We start from the raw sequence: 21,317 nt of genomic DNA, 5'->3' as shown, positions 1-21,317 counted from the left end.
CAAGTATTCATTATGCCGCGTGGGAATTGCTCATCTGATTCTGGTTGATGGTCTGCTTATTGTTTTCCCGAGCACGTCGCCACAAGGTCACGATTACTTCATGTAGCGAGTCCGCTTGGCATTGGCGGTAGGGCGAATCTGCTGGCAAATCCTTCATCAACCGGCGATGGGCCTCGGCCAAGGCATGATACGGCATCGTAGGGAATATGTGATGCAAGGCATGGTACCTTAAGCCGATCGGAGCCCACAGGCCACCGATCAGAGGGTTATTGGGATAGTTCACCGAATCGAGCATTTGTTCGACGAACGTCATTTCGCGATCGCCCAGATGCGTCCAGCGATGGGCTCCCAATGTGCGTAGGGCGTTGATCGCCATGACAAACACGCCGGTCAAATAGACGTGAGGCAGGAACGAGAGAGGCAGCGGTTCTTTGAACAGCAAGCCACCGGCCCAAAAGGTCCGCACCGCCATAAACCCCATAAACAAGAACACCATCACCTCTTGCAAACGAATGATGCGTAAAGTTCGTTGGGTCGGCAGGGGGCGAATATATGTCGGATCCATGATCATCGACGAAAGATGGCGGTGGACCCAATTGCGTATCGTGGGGCTGATCCAAGTCAGCGGTGTCAAAATGCCAAATCGAAAGATTACCAGCACGGGGACGAAAAAAATTTGCGATAGATACAACAAGATCTGCCAGGCGGGTAGTCGGGCCAGTGCAATGTATTCGCCGTCTTCCTCCGTGCCATAATGTTTACGACGATGATGATCGAGATGTGTGTAATAGACAAACGTCGGAATTAAGAAAGGAATTCCACAGAGCATGTTCCAGACGAACCGGAACGCATTGAACTCACCCGCACGAATGTGTACCAGCTCGTGGATGAATAGCGAGCAGCGGTAAATCAATAGCGACGAGATAAAGAAACAGACAATCCGAATCGGCCAATGCCAAGCGACATCGGCCGTCAACCAATGCGGAAAATCAACCAATTGGAAGCAGGCAATCCCGATGCCCCAACTCACCAAAAGGTCAGGCCAATAGATCCAGGGATTGGGGGTAAAGTGTTCGCCGACAATGCGGCGGGCTTCACTCAGGGAAAACTCACCGATGGGGGGTGAGGCCGGGGAAAGAGCAACTTGCGTCATATTTCCAAGAGGGTGGTCTTAAACCAAATGGTTATTGAGAGAAACTGAAGTGCCCCGCCGAATTTTGTCGATGAAGCACGTTTCGGAGTGTAGCTACGTTGGTTTTTCGTGAACAGACGAATCGTGCCCAGCTTGCCAGCTGTTGTTGGAGGCCCGGGACGGCGATAAACTGGAGAATCTACTAGCGGCGATTCCCACCTTGCCGATACGGCAGGACCACCCCTGCCCCGGCTGTCAGCGATTGGTTTTGAATTCGTGCAAGAAGTTGTCATCACAGGCCTGGGAATTGTCTGCCCGCTGGGCATCGGGCGCGAGGCTGTCTGGTCGGCACTCGAAAGCCGGACCAGCGGCATCCAAACGCTTCCCCGGCTCGTCGAGGCAGGCTTTCCCATCACGTTTGGCGGCGAGCTAGCAGACTTCGACGGCAAGCAATACGTCCAGCCCCGTAAGAGTCTGAAGGTGATGTGCCGCGAGACACAGCAAGCATTCACCGCGGCAGAGCTAGCATGGGCCGACGCCAAGCTGGCCGAAGCCGCCGTCGATCCCGAGCGGCTGGGGGTCGTCCTGGGAGCGAACGTGTTCCGCTCGGAGATGGACGAAATGATCGCGCTCTACCGCGCGACGGGCGTTGACGGCAATTTTGATTTCAGTCGTTGGCAAGCCGCTTTCAAAGAACTGTACCCCCTGTGGATGCTCAAGTATCTCCCGAATATGTCGGCCTGCCATATCGGCATTTCCAAAGATGCCCGCGGCCCAAACAACACGATTGTCGAAGGCGACATCTCGGCGCTGCTGTCGATCATCGAAGCCGCCGACACGGTCGCCCGTGGCCATGCCGACGTCATGCTCACGGGTGGCACCGGTTCGTTGTTGTCTTGGGTCGATGTCTGCTGGCATGGTGGCGCGCGGATGTCACGCAACAACGCCGATCCTGCTGGTGCATGCCGGCCGTTCGATACGAATCGCGATGGTTTTGCGATGGCCGAAGGCGCGGCCGTTTTTGTGTTGGAAAGCTTGGCGCATGCCGAGCAGCGTGGCGCGAAGATTCTTGGTCGCATCTTGGGTTATGGCCGCCGCGTCGAACAGATTCCATCCGGCCAGTCGATTTCCGGTCAGTCCATCGCACAAGCCATTCAAGCCGCTTTGGCTATGGGGCACGTCGCTCCCAGCGAAGTGGGGCACGTCAATGCGCACGGTTTGGCAACGATCGAAGATGATGCCGCCGAAGCCAAGGCGATTCAAGAAACTTTGGGCGACGTACCAGTGGCGGCCCTCAAAGGATTTTTGGGCAACGGCGGGGCTTCCAGCGGGGCGGTGGAACTCGCCGTCAGTTTGATGGCCCTCGAAAAAAATGTTGTCCCCCCCACGCTCAATTGCGACGATCCGGGGTTCGACTTGAATATAACGAGCACTGTCCAATTCGCGCGTTCGCCAGCGTTCCTTAAGCTCAACCACAAATACACGGGCCAAGCCGTGGCGTTGCTTGTGGGTGCGAATTAAGGTTTTGCGTTGCCGTAGAAATTCCTGTTATCCTGCACTACCCTCTTCGCATCGCACGATCGATATCGCGTTGCATGACCTTCTTCTTCATGTCGTCGCGCTTGTCGTAGAGTTTTTTCCCTTTGCAAATTCCCAGCAGCACCTTGGCCCGTCCGTCCTTGAAATACATCTTCAACGGTACAAGCGTGAGATTTTTTTCAAACGCTTGATCGGCAAATTTGTTAATCTCTCGGCGATGCATCAACAGCTTGCGCCGCCGTTTGGTCACGTGATTCAACTGGTGTGCGTAGACGTATTCTTGAATGTCGCACCCGACGAGCCAGACTTCCCCCTTGTCGACGCGGGCGTAGGCCTCTTCCAGCGAGATCTGACCTTGGCGCAGGCTTTTGACCTCGCTCCCGACCAGCACGATCCCGCACTCCAGCGTGTCGAGCACGGTGTAATTGTGGCGGGCCTTGCGGTTCTCGGCGATTGTCTTTTCGTTTTTGTCGTCGCCCTTTTTGGCCGACGGTTTGTCTTTCTTCTGCTTAGCCGTGGCAATGTCTCCCATAAAATAGAAAGATTTATTATAGCAGCCCAGGTTTGGGGTGTCGCGAGGCGAATGTGCCAACGTCTCCGACTGATCACACGTACTGGAACCTAAAATCCATTCGGAGAAAACCACGAATTACACGAATAGTACGAATGAGGATGAGCCGACAATGACAAAGTTAATCCGCCCTAACAGCTCACGCCATTCGTGCTCCATTTGTATTTCATTTTCTGTCATTCGTGGTCCAGAGCCCTTTCTAAGAAAGGTGTGGCACGACGACCAACAGACTGTGCGTTCAGCAAGAGCCCGAAAAGAAAAACATGGCTATAGGCCGAGCGAAGCAATCAGTCCTGGCCGCGGAGTGCGATCTGGAAATTCGACTCCAGGCAATCCTGCCGCACGACGCCAGATGCTGAGTTGGCCGATGTGAACGTTTTCGTGGAGCAGCAACAAGTCCGGCAGCATGAATTCGACCGTGGGGTACATTTCTGCCCAGCGAGGCAAACTCGGAGGACGATTTAATTCTGACTCCCGCGCAGAGAGGATCGCCTGTGCGACTTGCTCGTGCCCGTCGCGTAGCCGCTCAAGTTGCGACTCCTTACTGCCATAGACGGTGAGGTCAGATAGCGGACCGCGTCCGCGAAAGCCGAACAATTCATTGTCCGCGGGATCGGCAAAATTTTCCCCGCGCAGGAGTGCCGGGATGATCGGATAGTAGAGGGCCATGTGGCCTAATATCCACGCGGGTTGATTCATGTTTCCCCCAGGCCGCAGCACCATCTGCTCGTCGGTCACATCGCTCAAGAGCGCCAACATATAGCGAAGTCCATTGTCCCAGGCATAGACGATCGATTGATTAGAAAACATAGCGATTCCTGTTAGCGAGGCAGTCTGATCATGCTCTTGATGCACTCGCCGGACACGGCTCCCTAGTGGAAAGTTCGCTTATTGGACTTTGCTCGATTCGGTTGGGTTGGCTTGATAGTTGACCGGCCAAAAATAACTGTGTACATGCGTTCACGCATCGCTATAATCAGCGATTACGAAACGATATTCACACAACACAGCCACCACAATTTTAAAAGGAGCCATCCCCCGACGAGCATCAACAATTCCATCAATGAACAGCTCAAGCGTCGACATGCGGACGTGGCATTCGTGCGTCGCTCAATGGGCGAGATGCAGAGTTCTCAAAAGGTTGAGAGCAACAGTTCGGGGTGCGCGCGAAAGCGATTTAGAAATTTCAACAAGGAACAAAAGTGATGAAAAAAAGTCTGCCAAGTTGGACAAGTTGGAAGAGTTGACGTTTTTCCCGAGAAAAACGCAGATCAACGTGAGAATCGAACTTGGCAAGGTTGACCAAGTTGGAAAACATAGAGCCTCTCACTGTGGGAGAGGAGAAAGCCTCACAACCGCCAGCGCATAAAAAACGCGATTTGAGGTCGCCAGAGGGAGGCAGAAGGGCGTACCTCAAATCGCGGAGGCGGACGGTTGTGCTTCCTATCAAGGAAGTGTTGTTTTCATTCAGTGACTCGCTAGGAATTACTCACCCAGAGGCGGTGTGATTACTGTGCCAGGTATGCTCGGAAATGTGTTTCCCAGAGAACCCAAAACGGGTGACTGAGGTTTGGTCGGTTGTTGTGTTTTTTCGTCGCTAAACAGGTTTTGCAAATCGCTATGCAACTCAACACATTGCAAATAACGTTTGCGGACTTCGTCGTTGGCCATCAATCTGTTGAGACGCTCGGAATCGACCGCGTCGATGTTTTCGTCAAGCAAACCCCAAATCAAGGCTTCGGCTTCATCCAAGAGCTGCTGGGTGGATTGCTCCAGCGAGCGGTTGTCGGTTGCCATGTTTTGCATCTCACTGTTCGAGGAGAAGGAATCGCAAATGACGTGCCGATGTACAAAAACCGCGATTTTCCCGCTATAGCAGTTCCGATCGGAAAATCCGGACTCCCGTGCTGCTTAATCTGTTAGCACTCAAGCCGCAGGAATTAGGCAGTCAGGCCAGAAAAGGAGGCAACCTAAATAGACGTGGATTCCAGATACGGAAAGTCGGCGCACAGATAGCGTCGGATTACAGACGCCGAGAAGACAGCGGCATGACGCCACCGCTACGGAGAAAGTTGCCACAATGGGGAGAGGCTATTCGTCGTCGTCGCAGCCGCAGTCGTCGTCGCCGCAGGAGTGCGAGCCGCTTTGCTCGATCTCTTCCTCGGTCGCGGGGCGGACGTCGTGAATCTTCACATCGAAGTGAAGTGTCACACCGGCCAGCGGGTGATTGCCGTCGACCGTAACGACTTCGTCATCGAAATCGACGACCGACACGAGGATTTCCTCTTCGTCTTCGTCGGTGAGACTGAATTGCATGCCGAGTTCGAGGTCGTCGGGGCTCTCAAACTCATCGCGAGGGATTTCCAGGCAGAGTTCTTCGTAGCGATCGCCGTAGGCGTCTGTGGGATCGACTGTGAGTTGAAAGTGATCTCCAGCGGAGCGACCCTCTAAAGCACGTTCCAAGCCCGGGATGATTTCCTGCATGCCGTGGACGTAGGTCAACGGACCATCCTCGCCCGAGCTGTCGAGTTCTTCGCCATCGGCGTCCGTGAGGAGGTACTCGATCGCCACAAAACTATGTTTGCCAATTCGCATCGCGAAAATCCTTCAGGACATAAAAAATCCCCTCGCCGACCGAAGCCGACGAGGGGTGATGTAATCTAACTAAGCAGCGGAGACTGTTTTCATCGCCTCATAGCCAGTGGCCGTGAGACTGTAAGCCCCTTTGAAACTTTCCTGAAAAAGAAGATCTCTTTCAGTCATTTGTCGCAAGGAAAGCTTATGTTTTTCCCACAGTGGACCCTGGAAACAAAGCATCTCGCCTTGTCGCATAAGGAACTGACGAAACACTTTGAGAACCGATTGCTCTGCGGTAGACAGCATGATTTCTCCGCGGTTAAGGGACTTTTGAACGCAGCCGAAGCTATGAACCCGACGCTATGAACATAGCTAAGCCAATTGGCTTAGCCAGGCACACGGCTTAGTAGCGACGACCGCCACCACCACCGCCGCCACCGCGTCCACCGCCGTAGCCACCACCGCCGCCACCGCGACCACCACCACCACCACCGTAGCCCCCGCCACCGCCACCGCCGCCACGAGGACGTTCTTCGCGGGGACGAGCTTCGTTGACCTTCAATGGCCGGCCGTTGTGATCCTTGTCGTTGAGTGCATCAACGGCAGCATCAGCGTCCGAATCATTTTCCATTTCGACAAATCCGAATCCCTTGCTGCGACCCGTTTCACGATCCATGATCACGTCGGCGCTGCGAACCGGTCCGAACTCTGAGAACAGAGCTTCGAGATCGGCATTGGTCACGCCATAACTCAAATTTCCACAATAAAGCTTCTTACCCACCAAAACTCTCCTACAAATCGCAAACTCGGCCCCCTATCAAGGTCTCGGGGCCACAAGAGCAGGCCCGCACGAGGGCCCATAGCGCAGGGACGGACGAAAGAGTGATCGGGCCCTACCCTTTGAAGCAGCGGCGGACACCCGTTCGACGAACCAAGCAACAGCTTAGTTTACGGGATTCCCCTGCCCGGCGATACAGTCAATCGCTCGAAATTAGGCAATTCTCCCAGAGATTGGCAGAACTCCTAGTCACCTCCCGCGGCATGATTAGTGTTTACCCAAACTTCCTATCTTCAATCAATCGCGGCAGCTTTGGGGAGCCCGTTGGCGACTTGCATTTCAGCACAACCTATGGCACTCTTGTCGCAAGTGATGGTGTACGCATGTAAACCTATATTGAAGTTCTTCGCAGTTTTGCCTGTTACCAGCTTTTAGGGGTCGAGTTATGAGTTATGCCGCGAGTCTCTTGCCTGAATTCGACGAAGAAATGGCCAATACGCGTAAGGTTTTGGAGCGTTTTCCCGAAGAGCAGGCCGACTGGCGGGCCCATCCGAAGTCGAATACGCTCGGCTGGAACGCCAATCACCTGGCCGAGATCCCCGGTTGGGTCGTCGGTACGATCAACGACACTGAGTGGGACTTTTCGCCACCTGGAGCGCCGGCTTACCAAACACCCGCCTTGGCAACGCGAGCAGAGATTCTGGCCGAATTCGACAAGAACGTGGCGGCCGCCCGTCAAGCAATAGAATCGGTCAAGGACGAGGACATGAATGTACCCTGGACGCTCAAATATCAAGGCGACGTGATCTTCACGATGCCGCGAGCGGCCGTGATTCGCTCCTTCGTGTTGAATCACATCATCCACCATCGGGCGATAACCTGTGTTTATCTGAGGCTGAACGATCTCCCCGTGCCGGGAATGTATGGCCCATCGGGCGACGAATAGTCATGCGTAAATTTTGCTTTCCGTTATTTAAGGGTTAAGATTGATTTTGGCGGTATCGATGGAAGCGGCTTGCCTGCGCAGCTTCCTGCACGCGTGTAGACGGAGATTCTCTCATGGCGCGTCAATTCTGTTTGGTCCTGATAACGATGGTTTTTCTCGGCGGCATGGCCGAGCAATCGGACGCGGCAATGATCAGCCCGCAGAATCCCTACCGCAGCTTCAATATTAGCGGCGTGAATTACGGCTCGATGCAATGGGAAAAGCAGCACCGGCAAAAGAATCGCTCTTACCATCGCAATAGTGGCCGAGTTTATCGGCGTCGTTAAGAGCAAGAGTGAGTAACCATGAAGTTTGCTCGATGGGTGTTCTTGTTGGCGGGCATTTACGGCGTGGCGGTTCTGCTGCCTCAGTTTTTTCTGGAACAGCAGGTAGGACGCGATTATCCGCCGGCCATTACGCACCCTGAGTACTTTTATGGTTTCGTGGGAGTTGCGCTGGCTTGGCAGGTGGCATTCTTAATCATGGCTCGCGACCCCGCGCGCTACCGGCCGATCATGCTCCCCGCGATTCTTGAAAAGGCGTCATTCGGCTTTGCAACAATCGCCTTGTTTCTTGAAGAACGCTTATCGGTTCAAATGCTCGCCGCCGGTTTGGTAGATCTCACTTGGGGAGTGCTATTCCTCGTTGCGTGGTGGAAGGTGCGAAAGGTCTAGTTCTCCGACTGTTTTCATCGCCATGCTTGGCTGTGTTGTTCGCGATGGCTTTGTCAAGGCATGCTTATCACCGAGCTTTTCAGCAGGTTGTTGGTAACGCCCAAAATTGCTAAAATTTAGGCTTTTACAGCAGGCGTCTGCGGCTAGTTATGTCGCGGCCATTCCTGCCTTGTGAAGTGCTGAAGAACTGCTGCGAAAGGACTCTCCTTCGTGTCGACCGATAATCCCGATGCTCCCGTGCCGTCTTTCGATCCTGAACAATCTATTGCTGCCCGCCTGATCGATTTGCCGATCGAAGATGAGCTCAAAGACAGCTATCTCACCTACGCAATGAGCGTGATTGTCAGCCGTGCGCTTCCCGATGTGCGCGATGGTTTGAAGCCTTCGCAACGGCGAATTCTGGTGGCGATGAACGATCTGAATCTCACGCCGGGCGCTGCCCGCGTGAAGTGTGCCAAGATCTCGGGCGACACGAGCGGTAACTACCATCCGCACGGCGAAAGCGTGATTTACCCGACGCTTGTCCGCATGGCCCAAGAATGGAACATGCGACACGTGTTGATCGACAAGCAGGGGAACTTTGGTTCGATTGCCGGATTGCCTCCCGCAGCGATGCGATACACCGAAGCTCGCATGTCGCCTTTTGCGGCGATGATGCTTGAGGACCTGAAGCTTGATACGGTCGATTTCGTTCCAACGTATGACGAACGTCATAGCGAGCCAACCGTCCTGCCAGCAAAATTTCCTAATCTCTTAATTAACGGTGCGAACGGAATTGCCGTCGGCATGGCGACCAGCATTCCGCCTCATAATTTGGGCGAAGTCTGCAAAGGCGTGATCGCCGTGTTGGACAATCCTGCAATTACTGTCCAAGAGTTGATGGAACATATCCCGGGGCCTGACTTTCCAACGGGTGGAATCATCTGCGGCCGCAGCGCGATTTGGCGGGGCTACGAAACAGGTCGTAGCACGATTGTCGTTCGCGCTCGGACATCAATCGAAGAAACTGGGAAGCGCACGCGGATCATCATTCACGAAATTCCCTTCCAGCAAGCTCGCGATCGTGTGGAAGAACGCATCGCACAACTCGCCCAAGAAGGCAAGATTCCTGGCATCGCCGCCACGCGCAACGAAAGCGATCTCAAGGAACCGGTCCGGCTGATTCTGGAACTTAAGCGCGATGCCGACCCCGACGTTGTTCTCAATCAGCTTTACAAGTTCTCGCCGCTGCAGGAATCGTTCTCGATCATCTTCCTAGCCCTCGTGGATGGTAAGCCACGAGTGTTGTCGCTCAAGGAGATGCTGGCCGAGTTTATTCGCCATCGCGCGACCGTGATCCGTCGGCGAACCTTGTTCCTGCTCTCCAAAGCCCGCAAACGCAAGCACACGGTGCAAGGCCTGTTGTTGGCGCACGCCAACATCGACGAAGTAATTCGCGTGATTCGCGCGTCGAAGACGCAAGCCGAGGCCAAGCAAGCGCTCATGGCGATTAAGACGCCGGGGGCGATGCTCCAACGCGCGCTCGGTGACGAAGGCTACGCCCAATTCCAATCCGAGCGTGGCGTGGCCGAAGAGTATTCGCTCACTCCCGTGCAAGCCGACGCGATTCTGCGGATGACGCTCGGTCAATTGGTGAACCTCGAGCAAGAGAAACTTGCCGAGGAACATGCCACACTGCTGGACGAAATCATTCACTACTCGGGCATTTTGGCCGATCAGCAAAAGATCTTTGCGATGATTCGCGAAGATTGCGAAATGCTCATCGCCAAGCACTCCGACAAACGTCGGACGGAGATTTCCAACGAAGAAATCGGCGAAGTCGATCTTGAAGATTTGATCGAAGAAGAGCAGATGGTCGTCTCGATTTCGCACAATGGCTACATTAAGCGGACCCCCGCGAGCGTGTACCGTTCGCAACGACGTGGTGGCAAGGGCATCAAAGGAGCCAAGGTCGACGAAGACGATCCCGTTGAGCATCTCTTTGTGACAAGCACGCACGACTACCTACTGTTCTTCACGTCGAAGGGCAAAGTTTATTGGCAAAAAGTCTATAACCTGCCGCAGCTTTCGCGGGATGCAAAAGGACGCGCGGTCGTTAATCTGTTGAATCTGGCTGAGGATGAAAACATCACCGATTGTCGCGCTGTTCGTGACTTTGATCTGCCGGATCATTATTTGATGATGGCCACCCGCCAAGGCTTGGTGAAGAAGACGGAGCTCAAGGCGTACAGCCGTCCCATGAAGACGGGCATTATCGCGATTAAGCTGCGCGAAGATGACGAGCTCGTTGAGGTGGCGATCACCAAGAAGGGTGACGAGGTCGTGCTTTCGACTGCCAAGGGGATGGCAATTCGCTTCAACGAGGCCGATGCCCGGCCGATGGGTCGCAATACGAGCGGGGTCAAGGGTATCTCACTCACGAAGGGTGATTCTCTAGTGGGTATGGTGGTGGCTGATCCTAATGCAACGCTCTTCACCGCCTGTGCCAACGGCTACGGCAAGCGGACGCCATTTGGTCCCAGCGCGCCGGTGGATGAAATCCCTGAAGATGAATCGGCCGAGTCCACACCCGTGGAAGGTGAATCGGAAGATGCAGTCGACGAAGCCAGCAGCTCGTTCCGCTATCGCACGCAAAATCGCGGCGGTAAGGGTGTGCGGGACATCAAAACGACCGACCGCAACGGTCCCGTGGTCGACATCGTACGTGTCGACGATACCGATGAACTGATGATGATGACCGCCCGCGGCAAGATCCAACGGGTCAAGGTGAGCGATTTCAATCCGATCGGCCGCAACACGCAGGGCGTACGGATCATGTCGCTCGACGAGGAGGATACCCTCACGGCCGTCGTACGGGTACCACAAGACGAGAGCGTTGTTGATTCGGGCGAAGCAGCGGTCGAAGGTTCACCCGAGCCACCAATTGAACCGCCGGCGGAGTAAAAGATTCGCTTTGCGGTTCCGGATGGTTGTGATAATAATCAAGCGGAAGGTTTTGCCCTCCGCTTTTTTTATTTGAGGGCCGTTCATGACGACGCTATTGATTCTGACAAGCCTACTTCCAAGCTTGCTGTGCGAACTGCCGACGATACCGATACTGGTGTCGAAGGAGACTACGTAATCAACGAAGTGAAGGCGGAAACTCAGGAAGTTCGGACTTTGCTTTCGCGCCGACAGATTCAAGCTCTATTCGCAAGGTATTCTTACTTTGAACACCTACGCTAATCGGCTTACTTTCATCTGCATTTTGAGTTTCATCAATCTGTATGAATTCATTCTGTAACGCAGAAACTCCAAATGGAGAGTCTTCTGTTAGCCAGAGAGTGAGATTTCCTGACCACTTCCAGCGCGGACCTTTTCCACCTGATAGCCTACCAGAAAACTGCATTGGAAACGCAACCTTTGTTACAGTTAGTCTTCCCAAAGGTGTATCGACAGTTTGACCGCGGCTCGTCACGGTGAGGCACTGCTTTGAATTTGGATATGGAAACTGTGTACGGAATCTCTCCAATTCATATTGAAGACGATCTCTATCAGTCAGTTTCTCTTTATTCCCAACCTCGGGTTCGACGCCATATTCCCAATTTCTACTCCTAAAATATGCTTCTTGCACATGGTTGAGTGGGTCTTCATCAGCTGTGAGATATTTTTCAGGTATTAACATTTTCAAAATGATAATACGCCCAGGATACTCCTCTTTGGGAGGAGCGTTGGACTCGATCTCTATCCACCTGCCTCGCCCCTCAATGGTGTCTTGCGTACCAACAGAACGTAGTATCAACGCATAATTAAACGTTGCCTTACCAGGAGAAAGTGGTTTACCATCAATTGACTTGAAATCTCGAATCTGGAGCTGTCCGCGGAATCTTGCCCAGCTTCCATCCTCGGGCAATCGATAAATGAGTCCTGCTGCCAAAGCTGGCTCAGAGATCAGCGTTAAGCTGAGCAGCAAGAGAAGGACAAGTCGTAGCATAATGCAACTTTGTTAGTTCAAGGCTTGCATATGCGAGCGGCTTACACGTCCGCGAGCCGTCCCGTTGAATCGCCGAAGCGTTCCAAGCCGGTGGCGCCCATGCGGTCGGCGATGCTTAAAAACAGATCGCACAGCGGCTTGGAGCCGTGATTGACGTGTCGGCCTGGGGTGAGCGTGCCTCCGCCACCGCCAGCTAGGATGACCGGCAAGTTCGAGTGTGTGTGGCGATTGCCATCGGCGTTGCCGCTGCCGTAGACGATCATCGAATTGTCGAGCAGCGAGCGGCCGTCGACGTCGGGTGTGTTTTGCAGCCGCTGCAAGAACTTGGCGAATTGCTCGACATACCAACGATCAATCTGAGCGACTTTTTGAATTCGCTGTTCATCGTTGCGATGGTGGGTCAGCTCGTGATGCCCTTCGGTAATGCCGATGTGTTCAAACGAGCGATTGCTGCCGTCGTGGGCGAGCATCATGCTGGCCACGCGCGTCAGGTCGCATTGAAATGCCAATAGCATCATGTCGAACGTGATGCCGACATGCTCACTGAAATCTTGTGATACGCCCGTGGGTGCTGGCAGGCCGGGGTCTTTGGTCGCGGCCATCCGCTCGGAACGATCGAGCCGTTGCTCGATCTCGCGAACGCCGGTGAGATATTGGTCGAGCTTTTCCCGATCTTGTGTGCCCAACCGGTCCTGCATCTGCCGGGCGTCTTGGATCACGAAGTCGAGAATCGAACGCTGGCCAGCTCGGCGTTGGGCAAGATTCGCGGCCCGATCGCCGGGGGAGCCTGCTCCAAACAAGCGTTCAAACACAAGCCGGGGATTGCGTTCGGGAGGCATCGGCGTGGTGGCTGACTTCCACGAGACGGTTTGTTGATAGGCACAAGCATAACCAGAATCGCAACTTCCCGACGGGCGCTCGGTGTCGCTGGATAGCTCCAGCGAAGGGAGCAAGGTTTGCTCGCCGACTTGTCGAGCGATCTCTTGATCGATGGAAATCCCCGCGCGGGCATCGGTGGCACTCTTCTGAAGCCGCACACCGGTCAAGAATACGGAGTTTCCCCGGGCGTGATCACCCGCGCCATCGGGGCCAGCTTCGGCGTTGACCTGATCGAGCCCGCCGAAAATCTGTAACGTGCTCTTGAGTTTGTTGAGTGGTTCTAACGTGCCCGTGAGGGTGAAGTCTGTGCCGGTTTGCGAAGGCCACCACGAAGCGGGGATCGCGCCGTTGGGAAAATAGACAAACGCTGTACGCAGAGGCGCACCAGCAGGAGTCACGGCCAAGTTGGCGGCAGATTCAGCGGCGAGGAGTCGTGTGCCCGTCAATGAAGCCAGCGCTGGAACGGCAATGCTCGCGCCTAAGCCTCGCAAAAAATGCCGGCGAGGATATTTGCCGCTCGTGTTGCTACCGCTGTGAGACATTAATCATTCTCCGAGGGTTGAGACCCTGAGTAGCTGGCCGTCTTGATCGCCGCCGTGCTGTCGGCCTGCTCGATAGGACGGCATTTCTGAAAGGCCGCGCTCGCGATGATCCCTTTCAAAAGTGCCGACGGTCGGCCTTCGTTGGCTTCCAATTGAGCCACGATCGCATCGACCGTCTCTGTATCATGATACTCGATTCCACGGCCCAAGGCATAGGTAAGCAGCTTTTCGGTCAAGCAGCGGTAGAATTCTTGGCGGTGGTTAGCGACCAAAACCTGCTTGAGTTCCTTAATATCGTTAAATTCCTCACCAGTGATTAACGCGCCGGCGGAATCAATGGGCTTGCCTTGATCGGTTTCGCGCCATCTGCCAAGTGCGTTAAACCGCTCGAGCGCGAGGCCCAAGGGGTCCATCCGGTTGTGGCATGAACTGCACAAAGGTGCTTCGCGATGGAGAGCCAATGATTCTCGCACGGTTAATGGTGCACCATCCTGACCCTTGGCGGCATCTTCAAGTAGCGGGACATCCGGTGGTGGCGGTGGTGGCGGTGTGCCCAGAATGTTATCGAGCACAAACAACCCGCGTTTGACCGGTGACGTTCGATCGGGATTGGACGTCACCGCCAGGACGGTTCCTTGCGTGAGAATTCCACCACGCGGGTTGTCGGTTGGCAAATTCACCAGCCGCATCTTTTTGCCCTTAACTCCCTCGATGCCATAGTGCTTGGCAAGTTGTTCGTTGAGGAACGTATAGTCAGCATCCAGCAACTCAACCAGCGGTCGATCCTCGCGAAGAACGGTTTCGAAAACAAGTTCCGTTTCACGTCGCATCGAGCGACGCAGTTCAGGATTGAGTTCAAAGTTCTGGAATTCACGAAATCTCTCAGCGAATCGCTGCCGGAGTTGTTCAAACTCGGCACGCTGATCTTCAGTGAATTGATCGCGCGGTTTGCTGACCAGTTCACGGAATCGCTTCCGAGCGGCGACATCCTCTTCGTTAGGTGGCGCATCGTGACGCATGACTTCGACGGCGTTGACAATCACGTTCTGAATATCGCGAGCCCGTAGCCATTGGCCAACGAAATGCCGAATAAATTGCTCCGATCGCGGATCATTGAACATTCGCTCAAATTGAGCTGGTAAATTCTCGCGTAACTTACCCTCGGCGGCGAGGCGCATCAGCTCGTCGTCGGGCATTGTCGACCATAGGAAGTAGGAGAGTCGCGATGCGAGGGAATAATCGTCGAGATAAGGAAACTCGGCTGCGGCTTCCGGTGTTACAGCAACTTCTTCGCGAAACAGAAATCGAGGTGAAGCCAACACGGCCGTCATAGACTCGGCGATGCCCGATTCAAATGTGTTGCCAGGGTGAGAGTAATGTTGCTCGGCAAGAGCGACCAAGCGATCGAGCGTTTCCGCGTCGACCGGCCGCCTGTAAGCCTTTGTGGCAAATTTCTTCAATATCTGCCGAGCATAAGCCTGACGAGCTTTGGCTCCGTTAGGAACTTTGCGAGGGAAAAACTTGGCATAATTGGGTACGGGTATTCCATGTTCGTCGTTCAGGGGGCCCTTAATGACGACCGACTTAATCCGCATGCTGAGATCGCGGACATGCTTTTCATCAGGGGTGAGCGGCGTGAGTTCGAAAATCAATTCGTGTTCACCCGGTTGCCAATCGACGTCGTAAGTGAATTGGTAGGGTTTGTGGCCTTGGCGACTGAACTCTTCATTAAGTTTGCCCGCACCATCGACGGAAAACGTCAATCGGCATTTGTTGTAATCAAACTCGCCGTCGAGATATTTTTCATCGGCACTCAGATTGACCTGAATTTGATATTGCCCGGCGTGCTCAATTTTCACGCGATGCGATACCCAGCCCTGTTCATAATAAGAGAGCCATCGTGGCCCCTGCTCTTTTTGATTGGGGTCAGCACCTTCCGGTTGGAATTCCATACCGGTGATTGTTTTTTCCGGAGCCATTTTGCTAGTTAATGGAACGGCTTGGGCAACGATTGTCCGGGCAGCGGCTAAATACTTTTCCAGCAACAGCGGAGATACCGTGAGCACGCTGCCGATGTTGTCAAAACCATGGCCGCTGTCGTCTTGAGGAAAGTCGCTTTGCGCGTCGAAGTCGACCCCCATCAGATCACGGATCGTGTTGCGATATTCATTGCGATTGAGCCGGCGAAGCGTGACGTGTCCCGGATCAGGATTCGCGGGGTCCCCATGGAATGCGGAACGCTTGATCCATGTTTCCAGGGTTTGCTTTTCAGCATCGGTCAGCGGCGTCATCTCGGCTGGCGGCATCATGCCCGCACGGACCATGCGTAGGGCTCGCCACCAAAGCTGCGGATTGTCAACTAACTCGGCCTGCGATGAAAAACTGTCGAACGCAACACTACCTTCATTCATTCCATTGCCGTGGCAGTCGTAGCATTTCTCAGTGAGGATCGGTTCGACCTGCGTGCGGAACTGCTCCAGGTCGGCCTCGCTCGCCGCGAACGCTGGAGCGAGAAAGACTGTCATTATCAACAGGCCCGCACAAGCGTATCCACGCTGCAACCGATATCGAATCGACTTGCCGCGGGATTGCAGGTGAGATTTGTTTCCGGCGGGCATGATCGACAGAGACCGTGGAGGAGGGTGCGTGAGCCCGGGATGAATGTCGGGCCGCGTGGACCGTTGATTGTACCGTATTGGCACGGCGAAAAACCAGCGAAACAGTGGAGGCAATTCCGCCATTTTGCGCGATTTTGTCGGCGAAATCGGGGTTTAGTCGTGGGGAGTGCGGGTTGACGGACGGACGGGTCAAGGTAGACTCGATGGATTGCCGACAATTGGAGGTCGGCCGTGCAGTGTTTTCAAAATAACTAGGGCTCGTGGCGGAATAGGCAGACGCGCATGCTTGAGGGGCATGTGCCCGAAAGGGCGTGCTGGTTCAACTCCAGTCGGGCCCACTTGGATGTCGAGATTCAGTTTCATGTCTCTCGGCGAATGAGTGGTTATTGATGAGATTGAGGCTCGTCGTCAATTCGTGACGGCGAGCCTTTTTCTTTGCTGCAAGAATCGCCGCGTGATGTAGACACCCACGGTCAGGCTTTTACAATTTGGGTGACAAGTAACCCATTCGCACAGGAGTAACGCCATGTTCACGCAAGTGATGCAAGATGCCATCAATGAACAGATCAATAATGAACTGTTCTCGTCTTACAGCTATCTCTCAATGGCGGCCTGGTGTCAGCACGAGCAATTCACGGGCTGTGCGCATTGGATGCGTCTTCAAAGCGAAGAAGAAAAGATCCATGCCCATAAGCTGTACGACTTCCTCTTGGCCCGGAATGCCAAAGTGGTCTTGAAGCCGATTGCAGCTCCTGAGAACGAATTTGCTTCGGTGGTGCAAGTCTTTGAGAAGGCGTTTGCACAGGAGCAAAAGGTGACCTCGCAAATCGACAAGCTTTATGAACTGGCCTTTCAAGAAAAAGCCTTCGCTGCGCTCGTCGAGCTAGAGTGGTTTATCACCGAACAAGTCGAAGAAGAGAAAACGGCTCGAGAGGTCGTGCACAAATTTCATTTAGTGCAGAACGATCCCGCCTCGTTGTTAGATCTCGACCGCGAACTCGCGCAGCGCCAGCCCGATGCTGGTGCGTGAGCAACCCCTGATCAGCACAAATAGCGCGGCAGTGCGTCGCCGAAGGATGGAGTCACTGAACTCAATGGCGAGCCATTCCAGGCTCCCCAGCCACCGTAAGCACGGATTTCCAGGAACAGGAACAGGCAGCCAATCAAGATCGCAATCAACGAAACCAGCAGCATGACGAAATAGACGTCGTAGCGTGGTTTTTTGTTGATGACGCTCGGCATGCTAACTGATTCTAAATCTGGTTGCGACATCGTCGCCCTCCTCAATCTGTCCCTGTTGGAATTGGCGAAGAATGCGGCCCACGGCGCGATCGGGCTCCGTCTTGAGGATTTCTGCCCGGCCGAGATAGCGGTCACCGCGGAAGACTTCGACGGTGTGGCCAGGTTTGAGGCCGTCGTCAGCACCGACTGTGACCTCGATCAGCTGGCTGCCGGAGGTGCTTTGAGTCTTGCTCACGATTCCACGAACACGCGGCACGATCGCACCGGGATCGGTGGCAGGATCGATTCCGTTTTCATCAAGCAGGGCCGTCTTGTTACCAACTTCTTGCGCGAGTTGTGAGTTTCGTTCACGCAAGACGGTCAGTTCGTTACCGGCTTGATGTAGGTCATCGGTGGCTTGCAAAGCCGTGGTAAAAGCCTGGTCACGTTCGGATTGATTCGTGCGGATCTCACCCCGGAGTGCAGCCACTTCGCCGGTCAGCTTTTCGTTGTTGGCCTGAGTGGCAGCCAGTGCCGCGGCTTGTTCGCGTTGAGTCTGATCAAGCTGCTCAAGCCGTTGTCCAATATCGGCATTCTGCTTCGCCAGCTGATCGCGTTCCAGGACGAGCTTACTGGCCTCTTGAACGGCATAATCTTTCTCAGCCGTCAGTTGGCTTTCCAACGAGTTCTTTGTGGCTTCCAGTTCTTGATTGGCGGTTTGAGCCGCCGTGAGCTGGGTTTTGAGCTTATCGTAGTCGTCCTTCCAATTCCGGTGAGTCGCATAAACCATGAGCGACGCGGCCAGCAAGAAAATGGACGCGATGGCTGTGAGGGCGATCAAAACTTTGCCGAAAAAATTCATCGAATTCACTTCCTCATGGGGAAACCAGGCGTATCAACACGACCCGAGCTTCCGACACTGCCTCAGCGGCAACCAACCTAGGTCGTCCGCGAAGGATATGTTCCGGTAAAGGGAAGCCTCCGATGCTTCGTTTGCAAACCTCGTTCTGTCGGCAAAGTCGGGGATTTGGAGGTCCAGATCGGCCTCGACAAGTCCCAAAGCTCTGCCACGACAAGAGATAATTGCACTAGTCGCAGTATAATCAGGGTGCGAAAAGAGTGTCAAACTTTCGCTTCAGGCAATCTGGGTGAAGCTGCGGGATTTCCCTGGGAAAACTACAGGTTCTACCGGCAATTCTATCTGCGAGGCTGCCCGATAGGCAAATTTTAGCCGTGACAGGCACATCCTGACCCACACCCACCGCTAGGGAGTGACCGGGGAGAACTGCTTTCCGCCGAGGCCGAATGGGCGACCGGCACGCTGAGAAGTTTCGTGAGCTGGCCGCTGCCGCAGGCCTCACAGGCGGGGGTTTCCTCTCCCCGGACCAGAAGTTCCTGTTCTTTATGGCAATCACGGCAGACAAAATCGTAAAGAGGCATAGTTAAATCTCCGGACGGCGTAAGATTTCGCTCGCAATGATGGCTTGCCGCATACCCTTCGGACTACGGAGCAATTCGGCAATCTCGGCGGCGGCTTTGTTTTGCCGCTTTATTGGTCGGGGTTGTTGTTGCTTCGGTTCGAGAGTTCCGATTTGGTGTTGAAATGTCTGGTGGAGGTGTGCCACCAATCTTTCGTCGGCCTGACCAACATCAGCACCTAACGCGTGAGCATGTTGGGTAATGTCCGCCGTGCTCATGTGTTTGGCGACAGACTCTTGAATGCTTTCGCGAGGCTTATCCAGCTCAATAATTCTTCTGGGCGTTTGCTCGACCTTAACGACAACCGGCCGCTGAGCGACAATCACGGGGGATGGCTCCTCCGGTTCTAGCTTATCGCCACGAACTTGGCGTAAAAAATCCTCGACCTCACCACGCAGCTTCTCTTCCAGGGTACGCGGCTTTTGGGGCGGTGCGGGATCGCGAGGTTTGGGAACTCGCGGTGGCTGCTTGGCCTTATTTCCCCGGGCCGACATCAACTGGCCAAGCGTGTAAAGAATGAACACGATGACGGGGAAAACCCATTCCATCCAGTTCGCGGCGATGATGTAGATTGCTAAATGTTGCATCAGTAAAACATTTTACTCGCGGCGAGAGGCGCCAACGCCCGCGATCGATTCGCGCATGTCGGTGTCGGCTTGGACGTTTTTCAGTTTGTAGTAATCCAGGATCCCCAAGCGGCCACTGCGGAAGGCCTCGGCGATGGCTTTGGGAATTTCAGCCTCTGATTCCACGAGCCGAGCGCGATTTTCTTCCATCATCGCGATATTCTCTTGCTCTTGAGAAACGGCCATCGCACGCCGGCCTTCTGCCGCGGCACGGGCCACGCGCGTGTCGGCCTCGGCCTGATCGGCCTGCAAACGAGCACCGATGTTGTCACCGACATCGATATCGGCAATATCGATCGAGACAATTTCGAATGCCGTTTGCGAATCCAATTTTCGAGCGAGCACGGCTTTGGAAATCGTGTCAGGATTCTCTAGAACGTGAGCATGTGTTTCCGCCGAGCCAATAGCACTGACAATCCCCTCGCCGACGCGGGCAATGATGGTTTCTTCGCCGGCTCCACCGATCAATTGATTGAGATTCGCCCGCACGGTGACCCGTGCCTTGACTTTCAGTTGAATGCCATTTTTGGCGACGGCATCCAGTGTGGGTCGTTTTGATTGCCGCGAAGGACAATCGATGACTTTCGGATAAACGCTCGTTTGCACGGCTTCAAGAATATTCCGCCCAGCCAGATCGATCGCCGTTGCCCGTTTGAAATCGAGGTCGATGATCTTGGCCTTGCGAGCGGCAATCATCGAGCGAATCACCAGCGGCACATTTCCGCCAGAAAGATAGTGGGCTTCCAAAGCTTTAGTTGTGATTCCTTCAGCTTCGGTGATGCCGGCCTGGATCGCCATGATTTTGCTGCGGAGGATGACCGTCGGATTCACCTTGCGAAAGGTCATTCGCAAAAGATCAAAAATCCCGACGCGGGCTCCTGTGCTGACCGACTGAATCCACAACCGAGCGTATCGCGCAAACACCGCGAAAAAGATCATGAAAATGACAAGGCCTATGAAACCCAAAACCAAAATAACGGTCGTCGAGATGGCTCCCAATGAGGGAGTCATAGTCAGGTGCCAGTTCATGAAGTTTATCCCCTCAGCGATCATAAGCCCTTGCGTCACAGAGGTTTTTGTACCCCTTGCGGTGGCCAAATGCAAGATCGAGCCTTAGCCCAGCGGCTCATCCTCGAATCCTTCGAGATCCAATTCATCGAGTGGTTTTGAGAGAATGTCCGGCGATTGGTTCGAGATTTGTTGCGTCTCGTCAGGTTCCGCTCGGCGGACAACGACACGATTGGCACGCACCTCGACCACGACAATCGGCTCTCCCGACTCGATGGCATCGCCTTGAGAAACGGCATCCAGCCAATGCCCATCGACCAATACCGAACCCGAGGGAAGCATCATTGTTTTCGCCACGCCAGCGCGACCGACAAGCTCGCGACGGACATCAATCGGCTTGAGTTCGTCCTCGGAAGGGAGCTCCCCGAGAAAGGCTTTGCCCATGGGCGTGTGGGGCCAAACTCGAAATGCCAACGCAAGTAGGGTTGGCACGGCTACTAACGAAATGAGGACAAACACCATGCCGGCCGTTGGATCCCGGCGGAAAGCAAAGATGATGCTTCCGAGAATGGCAAACCCCGAGAGCATGCCGAGAATTCCCCCTGAGGGGACGAAAACCTCAAGCACCACCAGCGCGCAGCCGATGAGCATCAGAATAATGGCCCAAGTAAAAGGATCTAATCCCGTCATAATACGAATGCTCCGGCGACACTTA

Annotated in this window: 22 protein-coding genes and 1 tRNA gene; 7 read left to right on the top strand and 16 right to left on the bottom strand. The window is 54.4% G+C overall.

Features of this window, described 5'->3' with window-relative positions; all coding sequences use genetic code 11:
• Window positions 1-10: 10 nt before the first annotated feature.
• On the bottom strand, window positions 11-1,153 hold the full coding sequence (locus tag SH678x_RS20780; protein WP_496920376.1) for a fatty acid desaturase family protein: 1,143 nt from the start codon (window positions 1,151-1,153) through the stop codon (window positions 11-13).
• 255 nt (window positions 1,154-1,408) lie between these two features.
• Between SH678x_RS20780 and SH678x_RS20775 the strand changes: the two genes are divergently transcribed.
• Window positions 1,409-2,653, top strand: coding sequence for a beta-ketoacyl-[acyl-carrier-protein] synthase family protein (locus tag SH678x_RS20775; RefSeq protein ID WP_496920375.1), 1,245 nt, complete (start codon window positions 1,409-1,411; stop codon window positions 2,651-2,653).
• A gap of 37 nt (window positions 2,654-2,690) precedes the next feature.
• On the opposite strand, the gene smpB is transcribed toward SH678x_RS20775, so the two are convergent.
• The 6 genes from smpB to rbp form a co-directional block, all read right to left on the bottom strand.
• Window positions 2,691-3,203, bottom strand: a complete 513-nt coding sequence (gene smpB / locus SH678x_RS20770) for an SsrA-binding protein SmpB (protein WP_496920374.1) — start codon at window positions 3,201-3,203, stop codon at window positions 2,691-2,693.
• 306 nt (window positions 3,204-3,509) lie between these two features.
• Window positions 3,510-4,052 carry a DinB family protein gene (locus SH678x_RS20765; RefSeq protein WP_496920373.1) on the bottom strand — a complete coding sequence of 181 codons (543 nt, stop codon included), beginning with the start codon at window positions 4,050-4,052 and terminating at the stop codon, window positions 3,510-3,512.
• A 150-nt stretch (window positions 4,053-4,202) separates the two neighbouring features.
• The gene (locus SH678x_RS20760; RefSeq protein WP_496920372.1) at window positions 4,203-4,328 is read right to left on the bottom strand and encodes a hypothetical protein; all 126 of its coding nucleotides are present in this window, start codon (window positions 4,326-4,328) and stop codon (window positions 4,203-4,205) included.
• Window positions 4,329-4,727: 399 nt separating this feature from the next.
• Window positions 4,728-5,039: a hypothetical protein gene (locus tag SH678x_RS20755; RefSeq protein ID WP_496920371.1), complete on the bottom strand. Its 312-nt coding sequence runs from the start codon at window positions 5,037-5,039 to the stop codon at window positions 4,728-4,730.
• A 294-nt stretch (window positions 5,040-5,333) separates the two neighbouring features.
• Complete coding sequence (locus tag SH678x_RS20750; RefSeq protein ID WP_496920370.1) at window positions 5,334-5,837, bottom strand: FKBP-type peptidyl-prolyl cis-trans isomerase; 504 nt, start codon at window positions 5,835-5,837, stop codon at window positions 5,334-5,336.
• A 385-nt stretch (window positions 5,838-6,222) separates the two neighbouring features.
• Window positions 6,223-6,600, bottom strand: coding sequence for an RNA-binding regulator (rbp, locus tag SH678x_RS20745; protein ID WP_496920369.1), 378 nt, complete (start codon window positions 6,598-6,600; stop codon window positions 6,223-6,225).
• Between the two features lie 442 nt (window positions 6,601-7,042).
• On the opposite strand from rbp, the gene SH678x_RS20740 reads away from it, so the two are divergent.
• From SH678x_RS20740 to gyrA, 4 genes are all read left to right on the top strand, one after another.
• A complete protein-coding gene (locus tag SH678x_RS20740; RefSeq protein ID WP_496920368.1) occupies window positions 7,043-7,543 on the top strand; it encodes a DinB family protein in 501 nt (166 codons plus the stop codon).
• A 113-nt stretch (window positions 7,544-7,656) separates the two neighbouring features.
• Window positions 7,657-7,869, top strand: a complete 213-nt coding sequence (locus SH678x_RS20735) for a hypothetical protein (protein ID WP_496920367.1) — start codon at window positions 7,657-7,659, stop codon at window positions 7,867-7,869.
• 18 nt (window positions 7,870-7,887) lie between these two features.
• Window positions 7,888-8,256, top strand: coding sequence for a hypothetical protein (locus SH678x_RS20730; RefSeq protein ID WP_496920366.1), 369 nt, complete (start codon window positions 7,888-7,890; stop codon window positions 8,254-8,256).
• Window positions 8,257-8,586: 330 nt separating this feature from the next.
• A complete protein-coding gene (gene gyrA / locus SH678x_RS20725; RefSeq protein WP_496923090.1) occupies window positions 8,587-11,199 on the top strand; it encodes a DNA gyrase subunit A in 2,613 nt (870 codons plus the stop codon).
• A gap of 178 nt (window positions 11,200-11,377) precedes the next feature.
• Here the strand turns inward: gyrA and SH678x_RS20720 are convergent, their stop codons facing one another.
• The 3 genes from SH678x_RS20720 to SH678x_RS20710 are packed head-to-tail and all read right to left on the bottom strand — an operon-like array spanning window position 11,378 to window position 16,391.
• Window positions 11,378-12,229, bottom strand: a complete 852-nt coding sequence (locus tag SH678x_RS20720) for a hypothetical protein (RefSeq protein ID WP_496920365.1) — start codon at window positions 12,227-12,229, stop codon at window positions 11,378-11,380.
• A 41-nt stretch (window positions 12,230-12,270) separates the two neighbouring features.
• Window positions 12,271-13,650 carry a DUF1552 domain-containing protein gene (locus SH678x_RS20715; RefSeq protein WP_496920364.1) on the bottom strand — a complete coding sequence of 460 codons (1,380 nt, stop codon included), beginning with the start codon at window positions 13,648-13,650 and terminating at the stop codon, window positions 12,271-12,273.
• Window positions 13,650-16,391, bottom strand: a complete 2,742-nt coding sequence (locus SH678x_RS20710) for a DUF1592 domain-containing protein (RefSeq protein ID WP_496920363.1) — start codon at window positions 16,389-16,391, stop codon at window positions 13,650-13,652. Before SH678x_RS20710 ends, SH678x_RS20715 begins: the two co-directional genes overlap by 1 nt.
• A gap of 131 nt (window positions 16,392-16,522) precedes the next feature.
• Between SH678x_RS20710 and SH678x_RS20705 the strand changes: the two genes are divergently transcribed.
• Window positions 16,523-16,606 (top strand) — tRNA-Leu (locus SH678x_RS20705).
• Between the two features lie 188 nt (window positions 16,607-16,794).
• Window positions 16,795-17,298, top strand: coding sequence for a ferritin (locus tag SH678x_RS20700; RefSeq protein WP_496920362.1), 504 nt, complete (start codon window positions 16,795-16,797; stop codon window positions 17,296-17,298).
• Between the two features lie 11 nt (window positions 17,299-17,309).
• On the opposite strand, the gene SH678x_RS20695 is transcribed toward SH678x_RS20700, so the two are convergent.
• From SH678x_RS20695 to SH678x_RS20670, 6 genes are all read right to left on the bottom strand, one after another.
• Entirely contained in the window at window positions 17,310-17,510 is a 201-nt protein-coding gene (locus tag SH678x_RS20695; protein ID WP_496920361.1) for a hypothetical protein, read from the bottom strand.
• Between the two features lies 1 nt (window position 17,511).
• Window positions 17,512-18,351, bottom strand: a complete 840-nt coding sequence (locus tag SH678x_RS20690) for a hypothetical protein (RefSeq protein ID WP_496920360.1) — start codon at window positions 18,349-18,351, stop codon at window positions 17,512-17,514.
• Window positions 18,352-18,716: 365 nt separating this feature from the next.
• Window positions 18,717-18,929: an FmdB family zinc ribbon protein gene (locus tag SH678x_RS20685; protein ID WP_496920359.1), complete on the bottom strand. Its 213-nt coding sequence runs from the start codon at window positions 18,927-18,929 to the stop codon at window positions 18,717-18,719.
• A gap of 2 nt (window positions 18,930-18,931) precedes the next feature.
• A complete protein-coding gene (locus SH678x_RS20680) occupies window positions 18,932-19,555 on the bottom strand; it encodes a hypothetical protein (protein WP_496920358.1) in 624 nt (207 codons plus the stop codon).
• A 12-nt stretch (window positions 19,556-19,567) separates the two neighbouring features.
• On the bottom strand, window positions 19,568-20,623 hold the full coding sequence (gene floA / locus SH678x_RS20675) for a flotillin-like protein FloA (RefSeq protein WP_496920357.1): 1,056 nt from the start codon (window positions 20,621-20,623) through the stop codon (window positions 19,568-19,570).
• 84 nt (window positions 20,624-20,707) lie between these two features.
• Entirely contained in the window at window positions 20,708-21,292 is a 585-nt protein-coding gene (locus SH678x_RS20670) for an NfeD family protein (protein WP_496920356.1), read from the bottom strand.
• Window positions 21,293-21,317 lie beyond the last annotated feature (25 nt).

This window comes from Bythopirellula superficialaquae (assembly GCF_059632245.1).
This window is presented reverse-complemented; position numbering and strand designations above follow the sequence as displayed.